Annotated in this window: 10 protein-coding genes; 3 read left to right on the top strand and 7 right to left on the bottom strand. The window is 64.8% G+C overall.

What is annotated here, in order from left to right:
* Positions 1-15: 15 nt before the first annotated feature.
* Together GB927_RS08270 and GB927_RS08265 are read right to left on the bottom strand one after the other, a co-directional pair.
* Positions 16-1020, bottom strand: coding sequence for an ABC transporter permease (locus GB927_RS08270; RefSeq protein WP_256116233.1), 1005 nt, complete (start codon positions 1018-1020; stop codon positions 16-18).
* Positions 1021-1074: 54 nt separating this feature from the next.
* Positions 1075-2553 (bottom strand): sugar ABC transporter ATP-binding protein, encoded by a 1479-nt coding sequence (locus GB927_RS08265; RefSeq protein WP_256116232.1) that lies wholly within the window; start codon positions 2551-2553, stop codon positions 1075-1077.
* A 345-nt stretch (positions 2554-2898) separates the two neighbouring features.
* Here GB927_RS08265 and GB927_RS08260 point away from each other — a divergent pair, with 345 nt between their 5' ends.
* Complete coding sequence (locus GB927_RS08260) at positions 2899-3783, top strand: aldose 1-epimerase (protein ID WP_256116230.1); 885 nt, start codon at positions 2899-2901, stop codon at positions 3781-3783.
* Here the strand turns inward: GB927_RS08260 and GB927_RS08255 are convergent.
* The 5 genes from GB927_RS08255 to GB927_RS08235 form a co-directional block, all read right to left on the bottom strand.
* Positions 3780-5222, bottom strand: a complete 1443-nt coding sequence (locus GB927_RS08255; RefSeq protein WP_256116229.1) for an amidohydrolase family protein — start codon at positions 5220-5222, stop codon at positions 3780-3782. The two genes, GB927_RS08260 and GB927_RS08255, sit on opposite strands and share 4 nt — an antisense overlap.
* A 15-nt stretch (positions 5223-5237) precedes the next feature.
* A complete protein-coding gene (locus tag GB927_RS08250) occupies positions 5238-6953 on the bottom strand; it encodes a dipeptide ABC transporter ATP-binding protein (protein ID WP_256116227.1) in 1716 nt (571 codons plus the stop codon).
* A gap of 1 nt (position 6954) precedes the next feature.
* A complete protein-coding gene (locus tag GB927_RS08245; RefSeq protein ID WP_256116226.1) occupies positions 6955-7851 on the bottom strand; it encodes an ABC transporter permease in 897 nt (298 codons plus the stop codon).
* Positions 7851-8816 (bottom strand): ABC transporter permease, encoded by a 966-nt coding sequence (locus tag GB927_RS08240; RefSeq protein ID WP_256116225.1) that lies wholly within the window; start codon positions 8814-8816, stop codon positions 7851-7853. Before GB927_RS08240 ends, GB927_RS08245 begins: the two co-directional genes overlap by 1 nt.
* Before the next feature lie 218 nt (positions 8817-9034).
* Positions 9035-10609 carry an ABC transporter substrate-binding protein gene (locus GB927_RS08235; RefSeq protein WP_256116224.1) on the bottom strand — a complete coding sequence of 525 codons (1575 nt, stop codon included), beginning with the start codon at positions 10607-10609 and terminating at the stop codon, positions 9035-9037.
* 161 nt (positions 10610-10770) lie between these two features.
* Here GB927_RS08235 and GB927_RS08230 point away from each other — a divergent pair, with 161 nt between their 5' ends.
* Entirely contained in the window at positions 10771-12138 is a 1368-nt protein-coding gene (locus GB927_RS08230; RefSeq protein WP_256116223.1) for an amidohydrolase family protein, read from the top strand.
* Positions 12139-12154: 16 nt separating this feature from the next.
* Positions 12155-13348 (top strand): amidohydrolase, encoded by a 1194-nt coding sequence (locus tag GB927_RS08225; protein WP_256116222.1) that lies wholly within the window; start codon positions 12155-12157, stop codon positions 13346-13348.
* Positions 13349-13390: the final 42 nt, after the last annotated feature.

Below are 13390 nucleotides of genomic sequence, written 5' to 3'. Positions count from 1 at the left end.
CCCGTATTTCGGGGGCTAGCCGCCCTGGTTTCGCTTCTGGTCGAGCATGACGGCGCCGACGATGAGGGCGCCCTTGAGGACCTGCTGGTAGTAGGATTGGATACCCATCAGATCGAGGCCGTTGTTCATGACGCCGATGATGAGGGCGCCGATCAGCGTGCCCGTCACCCGGCCGACGCCGCCTGAAAGCGAGGTGCCGCCGATGACGACCGCCGCGATCGCATCGAGTTCGTAGGCGATGCCGGCCTGCGGCAGGGCGGAGCCGGTACGCGCCGAGAGGATCATGCCGGCAAGGCCGGACAGCGCACCCGAGATGACATAGACGAGGAAGCGGATGCGCGTGACGTTGAGGCCGGAGGTCTTGGCTGCATGCGGGTTGCCGCCGACGGCGTAGATGTATCGTCCGAAGCGCGTGCGGGTCAGCACCCACCAGGAGCCGGCGAACACGACAGCGAGCAGGATGACCGGCATCGGAATGCCGAGGATGTTGCCGGTGCCGATCCAGCGGAAGTCCGGCGACAGCGCCGGCACCGGCTTGCCGCCGCCATAGATGAGGGTGGCGCCGCGGGCGGCTGACAGCATGCCGAGCGTCGCCACGAAGGCCGGCACGGAAAAGCGAGAAACGATGAAGCCGACCAGCGCGCCGCAGCAGACGCCGACGAGGATGCCGGCCGCCAGCGCCACCACCATCGGGTAGGGCGCCCCGGCGATGCCGGCCGTCGCCGAACTGGTGACGAAGCTGGCACTCACCATGCCGGCCAGCGCCACGACCGAGCCGACCGACAGGTCGATACCACGCGTCAGGATCACGAAGGTCATGCCAATGGCGAGCACGCCGTTGATCGACGTCTGGAGCAGCACGTTGGAAATGTTGCCCGGCGTCAGGAAGAATTCGTTCGAGAGCGCCAGGATGCCGACGAGCAGCAGGAAGGCGAGGAAGATGCCGTATTCCTGCAGGATCAGCCGGCGGCGATCGGAATTCAGCCAGGAGCTGGACGACTTGTTCTCAATGCTGGACACGGGTGTCACCTCTTGCCATGCGGGTTCAATGCGTGCGGCGTCGTCGAGCTCTCTTCAGGTCGACAGGTGCACGAGCGATTGGGCATCCGTGTCCTGCCGGTCATGAATGCCGGCGGAGCGTCCCTGCCGCATGACGAGGATGCGGTCGGACATGCCCAGGATTTCGTCGATTTCGGATGAGATCATCACGACCGTGCCGCCGGCAGCCGCGAAGTCGCAGATGATGCGGTAGATCTCGCGCTTGGCGCCGACATCGACGCCGCGAGTCGGCTCGTCGAGCAGCAGCACGCGCGGCTGGCGCAGGAACCATTTTCCGAGCACCACCTTCTGCTGGTTGCCGCCCGAAAGGCCGGAGACCGGCATGGTGTCGCGCGCGGCCTTGATGGCGAAACGCTCGATCATCTCGGCGCTCGCCGCCTGTTCGCGGCTCTTCTGCATGACGAAGCTGGGGCTCATGTCCGGCAGGCTGGCGAGGCAGATGTTGTTGCGCACGCTGTCGATGAGGTTGAGGCCGGTGACCTTGCGGTCCTCGGTGACGAAGGCGATGCCCTCGGCCATGGCGTCGGCGGGCTGGCGGATGGTCACGGCACGGCCGTCGAGGCGGATTTCGCCGGCGGACGGGCGGTCCATGCCGAAGAGGCAATTGAAGATTTCCGTGCGGCCGGAGCCCATCAGGCCATAGATGCCGAAGATCTCACCCTTATGGGCGGTGAACGAAATATCCTCGATCTTGCCAGGAGCCGAGAGCCCAGCGACTTCGAGGCCGGCGATCTCGGTCGGCGTGTTCGTCTTGATATATTCCTCGCCCAGTTCGCGGCCGACGATCATGCGGATGAGGCCGCGCCGGTCGATATCGGCCAGGTTTCCGGCACCAACGAAGCCGCCGTCGCGGAAGACCGTGTAGCTGTCAGCGATCTGGAAGATTTCCGACAGCCGGTGCGAGACATAGACGATGCCCTTGCCGTCTGCCTTCAGGCGCTGGATCGCCGAAAAGAGATGCTGGGCTTCCTTCTCGCCGATCGCCGAGGTCGGCTCGTCCATGAAGATGACGTCCGCCTCATGGCTCAGCGCCTTGGCGATCTCGACGAGCTGCATCTGCGCGACCGAGAGGTTCATCATATATTCGCGTGCGGAAATGCTGAATTCGAGACGGTCCAGCAGCGCCTGCGCATTGCGGTTCATCGTCTTGAAATCGATGCCGCCAAAGCGGGCCGAGGGTTCACGGCCGAGATAGATGTTTTCCGCCACCGTCATGTGCGGAACCGGGCTTAGTTCCTGCTCGATAATGGCGATGCCGGAGCGCAGAGCCTCGGCCGGACTGCCGAATTCCACCGGCTTGCCGCGATGCAGGATCGTGCCGCCATCGCGCTTGTGGATGCCCATGAGGATCGAAAGAAACGTCGACTTGCCGGCGCCGTTGCCGCCGCAAAGCGCATGCACCGAGCCGGCTGCTAGCTCGAAACGGCCGTCGCGCAGGGCCGCAACGCCGCCAAACGACTTCTTTAGCCCTTCCACCTTCAAGAGCGGCTGCATGCTTCCCTCCCGGCATTCCCGCGACACTCCCATCGCGTACTGACAAATAACACCCTTACGTCGACATATGTCAATACATCGAAATGACAAAAGATGATCTATGTCTGTCATTTGTAAAATTACCTGCGGATTTCGGTGCCGTCAGGTTCGCATTAGCAGGGGATGAGTGGGCGAAAAGCGCAGTAGTCTCAGAGACGGAAGCGCACGTCATCGCCGAGCAATCCTCGAAAACCAGTCGCTAAGGCCCGCCTCCGGCGGGTCGACGTGGCCGAACGCGAACATTTCCTTGTCTCGCCGACCTCCGATATGATCCGGCCAGAACTTTGCAATTGACGGCGGCTGGTGATGACTGCGATCGAACTCAATAATAGCGCGGCCCGTATCGTCGTGCGCCCCGATCTCGGCGCCGGCCTGACGGCCTTCGATGTGCGGCAGGGCGGCGGCTGGCAAGCGATCTTGCGCAGGGTCGATCCGGCGACCGCGAATCCGTTCGCCCTCTCCAACATCCTGCTCGTGCCCTTTTCCGGGCGGGTGTCTGGTGGTGGTTTTTCGTTCGACGGGACTTTTCACGCTCTACCGCGCAACGTGGAGGCGGAAAAATATCCGCTGCACGGCAACGGTTTTTCGGCGAACTGGGATGTGATCTCGCAGAGCGCGGATGCCATCACGCTCAGCCTCTCCTCCGACGGGCCGGGGCCTTTCCGCTACGAGGCGACGATGTACTACCGGCTCGAAGGTGCAAGCCTCGTCATGGCGTTGAGCGTGGTCAACCGCGCGAAAATCCGCCTGCCATATGGCGCGGGCTTCCACCCCTGGTTCGTGCGCGATGCGGATACGACTTTATCAGCGCCGGCCGGCGGCGTCTGGCTGGAGCAGCCCGACCATCTTCCGAAGGCCTACGAACCGGTGGCCTCGCATCCGGACATGGATTTCAACCAGCCGCGGCCCTTACCCGCGCGCTGGATCAACAATTGGTTCGACGGCTGGGATGGCAAGGCCCGCATCGAATGGCCCGCGCGCGGCCTTGCCGCGGAGGTCACCGCGAGCCAGGCGCTACGCCAATATGTCGTCTTCTCTCCCGCGGCGGATGCGGATTTCTTCTGCTTCGAGCCCGTCACGCACCCCGTCGACGCCTTCAACCTTCCCGGCAGCGCCGAAGATCACGGCCTGAAAATCCTGGTGCCGAGCGAGACGCTGGCCGTGGAAACCCGCATCACCGTGACCGCCTAGTCAAGCACGTCCGTGTCGCGGCTGTGGCCCCAGAACATGCGCGGCGTTTCGAGCGCATAGCGCAGACCGAGCCGGTCGATCATCAGCTCGGCTTCGCGCTGGGCGGCGTCAAGCACGGCATCCTCATCGACATGGATGGCGACGCGATCGCGCAGCAGCACCTTGCCGCCGACAAGCACGGTGTGCACGTCATTGCCATTGGCGAAATAGGTGACGCGGAATTCCGGCATGTGGGCCGGGTAGAGGTGCGGGCGGCGCAGGTCGACGAGGATGACGTCCGCCTTCTTGCCCGGCTCCAGCGAGCCGATCTCGGCGTCAAGGCCGAGCACGCGGGCGGCGTCGATCGTGCACATTTCCAAGGCCTTGCCCGGCGGCAGCCAGCTCGGATCGTGGAAATGGGTGCGGTGGTAGTGCATGCATTGCTGCATGTGGCGGAACATGTCGGCCGAGCGGTCGGGGGCCGTCGCGTCCGAGCCGATGACGACGGTGACGCCCGCATCCAGCAGCTCCGTCACCGGGCAGCGCGCTAGAATGGCGGCGACGGCGCTCGGATTGTGCACGATGGTCGTGCCCGTCTCGGCGCAGATCGCGATCTCTTCCTCGTCGAGGCCCGTCGCATGCGACAAGAGAGTGCGCGGGCCGAGAATGCCGACGTCTTTGGCGATGCGCACGCTGTCCTTGGTGTGGCCGTCCTGCGTGAAGACGAGGCCGTAGTCCTCGGCGAATTGCTTGACCATACGCGACTGGGCGACGGCCTCTTCGGCACCGGCAGTCTCCTGATACCCGCGATGGAGCGTCGGTGTCAGCAGAGCGAGGTGCAGGCGGCCGTCATGGCTGCCGTGCCAGCGGTCGATGAGCGTCTTGCAGGTGGCGAACTGCTGGTCGAAGGAAACGGGATAGTCGATGCGCGTCTCGCCCTCCCAGCGCGCATAGGTCAGCGGATGCGGCGGGCGCGTCGTGCCGACAGCCACCACGGAACGCGTGCCGATGCCGAGCACGCCTTCCATATGGGCATCGCCATAGACCGGCTCGTCCGTCCGCATGACGGAATCGCCGCCGCCGAGCAGCGAGACGCCGGTCGTGACGCCGAAGCGCAGGCGTTCCAGAGCGGCAAGCTGTGCTTCGGCAAACCAGAATTCCGGCGTCGAACCGACCGTGTAGGCGCCCCGGCAGGCCTGATACCACGGATCGCTCTTGCCGCCGCCGAGCGTCTTGATCAGGCCGTGGCCGGCATGGGCGTGCGCATCGACGAAGCCCGGCATGATTGCCATGCCGCGCGCATCGATGACCTCGCGGGCCGGATGCGCGGCCTCCACCTCAGCGGTCGGCCCCACGGCGACGATGCGGTCGCCGGTGATCGCGACCGCCCCATCGGCGATGATGCGGCGGTCCGGGTCGATGGCGATGACGGTGCCGTTCTTGATGAGGATGTCGGCCATGGCGAGGTCTCCGATTTACTCCGCGGCCTGCCGCGACAGGATACGGTCGAGCGAGGGCGCGAGGCGCAGCAGTTCCTTGGTGTAGTCATGCTTCGGCGCGATGAACAGCGTCTCGGTCTCCGCCAGCTCGACGATCTCGCCCGACTTCATCACCGCGATGCGGTCGCACATCTGGCGGATCACAGCGAGATCGTGGCTGATGAACAGCATGGAGAGGCCGGCGAGGTCCCGCAGATCCTTGAGGAGATTGAGGAGCTGCGCCTGCACCGACACGTCGAGCGCCGAGGTCGGCTCGTCGCAAATCAGCAGCGACGGGCGCGGACCGAGCGCGCGGGCGATGGCGATGCGCTGGCGCTGGCCGCCGGAAAAGGCGTGCGAGAAACGGCTGCCCGCATCCGCCGGCAATCCGACCGCTTCCAGCAGCGTCCTCGCGTCCTGCCGGGCTTCCTCCGCATTGGAGGCGAGCTTGTAGAACAGGATCGGCTCGGCGATGGCCGAGTTGATACGCAGGCGCGGGTTGAGGGCCGAATACGGGTCCTGGAACACCATTTGCAGCGACTTGCGCACGGACTTTTCGCGTTTTGCGCCGAGCGCCGTGCCCTGGAAATCGATGGTGCCGGAACTCTGGATGACGAGGCCGGCAATGGTGTTGGCGACGGTGGTCTTGCCGCAGCCGGATTCGCCGACGAGGCCAAAGATCTCGCCGCGGCGGACATCGAAGGACACGCCCTTGACCGCCTTGAACACCGAAGCCTTGCGGCCGGGGATCAGCGAGCGCCCGCCATATTCCACCGCAAGCGCGCGCACGGAGAGCACCACGTCGTCGCGGCTGCCCGTCTCGCTTTTCGTGCTCTTGCTGCGCACGGAAGCGCGGGCGTCGAGCGTCACCTGGGTTTCTTCGCTCGGCACCGGCAGTCGGTCGAGCCGAATTTCGATCGGCGGCACGGCGGCGATCAGCGTGCGGGCATAGGTAGCCTTCGGGGCGGTCAGCACCTCGCGCGCCAGGCCGCTTTCCACCACCGCGCCGTTCTGCATGATGGTGACGCGGTCGGCGATCTCGGCGACGACGCCCATATTGTGCGTGACGAGCAGCACGCCGACGCCGCGCTGGTCCGCCAGATCGCGGATGAGCTTGAGGATCTGCGCCTGCACCGAAACGTCGAGCGCCGTGGTCGGCTCGTCCGCGACGATGAGCTGCGGGCTACAGGCAAGCGCCGTCGCGATGACAACACGCTGGCGCTGGCCGCCGGAAAGCTGGTGCGGATAGGAACCGAGCCGGCGTTCCGGTTCGGGAATGCCGACGGCCTTCATCAGCTCCAGCGCCCGGGCCTTTGCCTCGGCCCTGGAGAGTTTCAGGTGGGCGAGCATGCCTTCGCAAAGCTGGCTTTCCACGGTGAATAGCGGGTTGAGGCTCGTCATCGGGTCCTGGAAGATCGCGCCGACATCGCGGCCGGGCACGATGCCCTCGGTGCGGCCGGTGCAAAGATCGATCGGCTTGCCGGCGATCTCGATGGAGCCGGAGACGATTTTGCCGGGGGCCTGCAACAGGCCCATCAGCGCATTGCCGACGGTGGTCTTGCCCGCGCCGGATTCGCCGACGAGGGCGTGGATTTCGCCGGGGCGGATGAGAAGGTCGATATCCTTGACGGCGACGAGCGTGTCGCCGCTCGCCAGCGGATATTCGACGCGGAGTTTTTGGATGTCGAGGACAGGGGTTTTCGTGTCGGTCATATCAGCGGGCCATCAGTTTCGGGTTGAAGCGATCGCGCAGATAGTCGCCGATCACATTGACGGCGAGCACGAGGATGACCAGCACCGCCGCCGGCATCACGGCGATCCACCAGAGGCCGGAAAACAGGAACTGGTTGCCGATGCGGATCAGCGTGCCGAGCGAGGGATAGGTCGGCGGCATGCCGGCGCCGAGGAAGGACAGCGTCGCCTCCGTCAGGATCGCGCCGGCAAGGTTGATCGTGGCGATGACCATGACCGAGCTCATGACGTTCGGCAGGATGTGGCGACCCATGATGCGGCCCGCCGGCAGGCCGATGACCTTGGCGGCGCGCACATAGTCGCGGGCGACTTCCACCATGGTGGAGGCGCGCACGGTGCGGGCATATTGCACCCACTCGTTGACGGCGATCGAGAAGATCAGCACGAGCGGCGCCCAGGTGAGCATCGTGTCCGCGCTGAGCTGGGCGCGGGCGATGCCGCTGATCAGCAGCGCGACGAGGATGGTCGGGAAGCTGACGAGCACGTCGGCAATGCGCATGACGATGCTGTCGACGAAGCCGCCGAAGAAGCCGGCGACGAGGCCGAGCACGACGCCGAGCGCGGCGGCAAACAGCACCGCACCGAGGCCGATGACGACGGAGATGCGCAGGCCGAACAGGATGACCGAGACGAGGTCTCGCCCCTGGTTGTCCGTACCGAGCAGGAAGCGCGGATCGCCGCCATCCATGAAGGACGGTGGGATTTCCATGTCGATCAGCGAGTAGGAGGAGACGTCGCGCGGGTCCATCGGCGCGATCAGCGGCGCGAAGACGACGAGCACGAGCATGATGGCGAGCACCAGGCCGGCGATCATCACGGAAACCGGCGGCAGCCGGCGCATCAGGGTTTGCGTGGCCATTATCGTGTCCTCAGGCGCGGATCGATGAAGGTGTAGAGAATGTCGACGATCATGTTGATCATGACGAACAGGAAGCCGACGAAGAGCAGGTAGGCGGCAAGCACCGGCACATCGGGATAACCGACGGCATTGGTGAAGAGCAGGCCCATGCCCGGCCACTGGAACACCGTCTCGGTGACGATGGCGAAGGCGATGAGCTGGCCGATCTGCAGGCCGGTGACGGTGACCACCGGCATCAGCGCGTTGCGCAGCGCGAGACGTCCGTAGATATAGGCGCGCGGCAGGCCGCGGGCGAAGGCGAAGCGGATATAGTCGGACGACAGCACGTCGATCATCTCCGAGCGCACCAGCCGCATGATCAGCGTGAGCTGGAACAGCGCCAGCGTGATCGACGGCAGGATCAGCGATTTCAGCCCCGAAAGCGTCAGGAAGCCGGTCTTCCAAAGACCGAGATCGACGAGATCGCCGCGCCCGGAGGATGGCAGCCAGCGCAGGGTCACGGCGAAGACCAGGATCAAGAGCAGCCCGGTGACGAAGGTGGGCATGGAAATGCCGACCAGCGTCGTCGCCTGGGTGAGCCGCGACAGGAAGGAATGCGGCTTCAGCGCGCAGAGCACGCCGAGCGGAATGCCGACCGCGAGCGCCAGGAACGTGGCGACGATCACGAGTTCCAGCGTGGCGGGCAGACGACTCATCAACAGGCTCACCACGGGTTGCTGGTAGCGGAAACTCGTGCCGAGATCGCCGGTCAGCACCTGGCCGACGAAATCGAAGAACTGCGTGAGGATCGGCTTGTCGAGGCCGAGCGCCATGCGCAGCGCATCCTTTTCCGCCTGGGTGGCGCCTTCGCGCACCATGGAGGAGATCGGATCGCCGACGAAGCGGAACATGACGAAGGCGATGGCCGTCACGGCGATCATCACAAGGATGGCCTGAAGCAGCCTCATCGAGAAAAGTCTGAACATCGGAATAGTCCTTGCGAGCGATCAGGCCCCAGAAGCAGTTCCAGCAAAAGTGCGGAACGCGGTTTTGCGTCCGGAACTGCGTCGAAACAAAGTGAGCGAAAAACCGGGCCGTTTCGCTCTATTCCCTCCACGCCAGCGGCTTCAGGAGGGGTCGGGCCGGTTGCCAAGCGATCCCGGCAAGCTTTCGCCTGCCGGGATCGCGTCTCGGGAGAAACCCGTTACTGCTTGACCTGCGCGAACCACGGACGAACATATTCATCCGGGAACTGCGGAATATCGACCTTGTTGCTCATGGCCCAGGCGACCGGCTGCTGGTGCAGCGGAATGAACAGCGCCTCGTCATGGGTGATGCGGAAGGCTTCCTTCAGCATGTCGACGCGCTTTGTCTCGTCGAGTTCGACCGCAGCCGAGCGGGCGAGCGCATCGATGCGCGGATCGGACAGGCCGTTCGGGTTCGAGCCGCCATAGGTGCCGTCATTGGTGGCGAGCAGCGCCTGGAGCACGCTGAAGCCGTCCATCGGCGGAAGCGATGCCCAGCCGAGCATGTAGACGTCGAGTTCGCCATTATCCATGCGCGGGAAATAGGTCGTCTTGCTCTCGACGCTGAGATCCACCTGCACGCCGATCTTTGCCCACATGGAGGAGATCGCCAGGCAGATCTGCTCGTCGGCGATGTAACGGTCGTTCGAGCAGGAAAGGCCCGTCTTGAAGCCATCCGGGTAGCCGGCCTCCGTGAGCAGGGCCTTCGCCTTGTCGATATCGTAGTCCAGCGGCACGTCGATCGCATCGTCGTGGCCGGTGACGGCGGGGGCGACGAGCATGGCGGCGACGCGCGACTTGCCGCGCATCAGGCGCTTCTGGATCGTGTTGAGGTCGATGGCGTGCCAGAGCGCCTGGCGCACCTTGACGTTCAGCATCGGGTTGGCGACGCCCGGCGCGGCGTGCAGCTCCTTCTTGAAGTTCAGCGCCAGCATGATGGTGCGCAGCGACGGGTTCTCGACGACCTTCAGGCCCTCGGTGGAAGCGATGCGATCGACATCCTGCAACGGAACCGGCACGACCATGTCGACTTCGCCGGACAGGAGGGCGGCGACGCGGGTGGCGTCGGAGGCGATCGGGCGGAACTCCACCTCGGTCAGGTTATGCTGCGGCTTGTCCCACCACTCCTTGTTCACCTCGAAGATCGAACGCGAATCCGGCTCGTAGCTCTTCAGCTTGAAGGGGCCGGTGCCGTTGGCGTGGTTGCTGGCATAGGTGACGACGCCGGTCGCCGTGTTGCCCGGCTTCAGCGCATCGTGCTTGGCCATCCACGGCTTGCTCATGATGTAGATGGCGGCAAGGTCGTTGAGGAGCAGCGGATAGGGACCGCGCAGGATGAGGTCGACCGTATAGTCGTCCACCTTCTCGACGCCGGTAACGGCGGAGAGGTTTTCGCGGTTGCGGGCGCCGGGATCGATCTGGCGCTCTATCGTCGCGACCACGTCGTCGGCATTGAAGGCCTGGCCCTCATGGAATTTCACGCCCTGGCGCAGCTTGAAGCGCCAGCGGGTCGGCTCGATGATTTCCCAGGAGGTGGCAAGCGCCGGTTCCAGCACCAGTTCCTTGTTGCGGCGAACGAGCGGGTCGAACACCATGTGCTGCACGCTCTGGGTAAAGCTGTCGACCTGGGCGTTCGGATCATAGGAAATGACGTCGCCGGAGGCCGACCAGCGCAGCGTCTCGGCAAAGGCGGGGGCGGAAAGCGGCACCAGGATGGCCAGCCCCGCCAGAAGGGCTTTTACAGTGGATTTCACGAGGGTTCTCCCAATTTGTATGCAGGTTCCCAAAAAATTTGCATACGATAATTCTCAATATGACTGTACATAATACGCGCACAATATCAAGATGGCAGAATTAGATTTTGCGTACATAATCTGTAAAAGATGTATGCGATCCTTGTTGGGAGAAAGATTCGATGACCAAATCCCTGTTGATCGAGAATAGCGTGATCGTCACCATGGATGCCGACCGGCGCGTCCTGGAGCGCGGTTATGTGCTGGTGGAAGACGGCCGTATCACCGCGATCTGCGTTGACGCACCCGCCGTCGCGCCGGAAACGGAGCGCATCGATGCGGCGGGTATGGTGGTGATGCCGGGGCTGATCGACACGCACGCCCATGCCGGGCACATGCTGACCAAGGGATTGGGCAGCGATTCCGAGGAATGGATGACGGTGACCGGCCGGATCTACGCGGAGGCGACCGACCCGGACTTCTGGGCGGCCGAAGCCGCGCTTTCCGCAGCCGAGCGCATCAAATGCGGCACCACCACCGCCGCGCTGCTGTTCGGCGGCGGGCCGGATATCATGCGCAGCGAAGCCCCGGAAGCCGCCGAGGCTCACCTTGCCGCCATCGCCGAAATGGGCGTGCGCGAGGTGCTCGCTATTGGCCCGAACCGGCCATCCGCAGCCAGTGTATACAGAAATTACCACGGTGAATTGTATAATGAGATTGTCGTATCCACAGATACACAACTCGCGGTCACAGTGGCCCTGATCGATGCCTGGGCTGGCCGCAATGACCGGTTGCAGCTTGCGGTCTCGCTGCCGGTGTTCACCGCGCAGGAGCTGGAAGACGAGGCCGTTTTCGCGCTTTGCCGCAAAGCCCGGGCGCTGGCACGGGAAAAGGGCGTGCTGCTGGTGCAGGACGGCCACCGCGACGGCTCGATTGCCGCAAACGACGCCCGCCTCGACCTCTTCGACGCCAACTCGCTGCTCGCCCATTGCGTCGACCTCACCGATGCTGATCGGGAAGTGCTGAAGCGCACCGGCGCCAAGGTGGCGCACAACCCGAGCGCGCTGATGTCCGTTTACGCCCGCTGCCCGGCGCCGGAGCTGATGGCGGACGGTGTGACCGTCTCGCTCGGCACCGATGCGGCGGCGCCCGACCGCTCCTTCGACATGTTCCGCAACATGTTCCAAGCGCACCGCTATCACGCCCGCTATTTCTGCGACGACACCGTGCTGCCGCCGCTCCAGCTTCTCGAAATGGCGACGATCAAGGGCGCGCGCGCGCTTTCGATGGAGGACGAGATCGGCTCGCTGGAGGTCGGCAAGCGCGCCGATATCCTGCTGATCAACATGCGCCAGCCGCATCTCTGGCCGCCGGTCGATCCGGTGCAGCGCCTCGCCCGCTTCGCCAACGGTGCGGATGTCGACACGACCATCGTCGACGGCCGCGTGCTGATGCGCGGGCGCAAGCTGCTGAACCAGGACGAAGGCGCGATCCTCGACCACGCGGAAGCGGCATTCCGGGTGGCGATGAAACGCGCCGGGCTGGACTGAGGGAGGAGGACCGGACATGACTGCAGACATTCTCATCCGCAACGCCCGCCCCATGGGCGGCGAGCCGGTGGACCTCGTCATCCGCGACGGCCATTTCAGCACGGCCGGCGACCCTCCCGCACAGGAGATCGACGCCTCCGGCCATATCGCGCTGCCCGGGCTCGTCGAGGCGCATACCCATCTCGACAAGACGCTGATCGGCACGGACTGGTTCGAAAACCGCATCGGCCCGACCCGAAACGAGCGCATCCTTGCAGACCGCAAGGCCAAGCGGGAGCTCGCCATCGATGCGCGCCGGCAATCCGCCCGCCAGATTCTCCAGACGCTGCAACACGGCGTTCTCCACATCCGCAGCCATGTCGATGTCGACACCGAAATCGGAATCGCCAATATCGAGGGCGTGCTCGAAACCCGCGAAGCGCTGCGGGATCTTGTCGACGTGCAGGTCGTCGCCTTTCCGCAAAGCGGCATGCTGCCGCGCGCGGGCACGCTGGAACTGATGGATGCGGCGATGCGGGCGGGCGCCGATATCATCGGCGGCATCGATCCCGCCACGATCGAGCGCGATCCGGTGCGCCATCTCGACGCGATCTTCGCGCTCGCCGACCGCTACACAAAACCCGTCGACATCCACCTGCACGAACTCGGCGAGCTCGGCGCCTTCTGCCTGGAACTCATCATCGAGCGCACCCGCGCGCTCGCCTTGCAGGGCCGCGTGATGGTGAGCCATGCCTATTGCCTCGGCATGCTGGAGCCGACCCGCCAGCGCGCACTCATAGAGGCGCTTGCGGCCGAGCGGATCGCCGTGATGACGGTCGGCAGTCCCGCCGCCCCCGCCCTGCCGCTGCGCCTGATGCGGCAAAGCGGTCTCATCGTCGCCTCCGGTTCGGACGGCATCCAGGGCACCTGGGAGCCCTGGGGCAATGGCGACATGCTGGAGCGGGCAAAATATCTCGCACAGCGCAACGGCATGACCAACGATGCCGACCTTGCCGAGACCGCCCGCATCTGCACCTTCGGCGGCGCCGAGAGCATCGGTCTTGCCGGCTACGGTTTCGCGGACGGCGATTTCGGCGACCTCGTGCTGGTGCCGGCCCGCACGCTCGCCGAGGCCGTCGCACTGACGCCGCAAAAGCGCACCGTCATCCGCCGTGGCCGCATCGTTGTACGGGACGGCGTGCCGGCGGCGAGCTTATCCGCAGCCGAATAACGTTTGTGCCCCACGTAAACCAAATCCTTACACCGACGCACT

Origin of the sequence: Shinella lacus (assembly GCF_010994755.1) — a bacterium.
In the GTDB taxonomy this organism is placed as follows: domain Bacteria; phylum Pseudomonadota; class Alphaproteobacteria; order Rhizobiales; family Rhizobiaceae; genus Shinella; species Shinella lacus.
The sequence above is the reverse complement of the archived record's forward strand: the minus strand, read 5'-3'. Positions and strand labels throughout refer to the sequence as shown.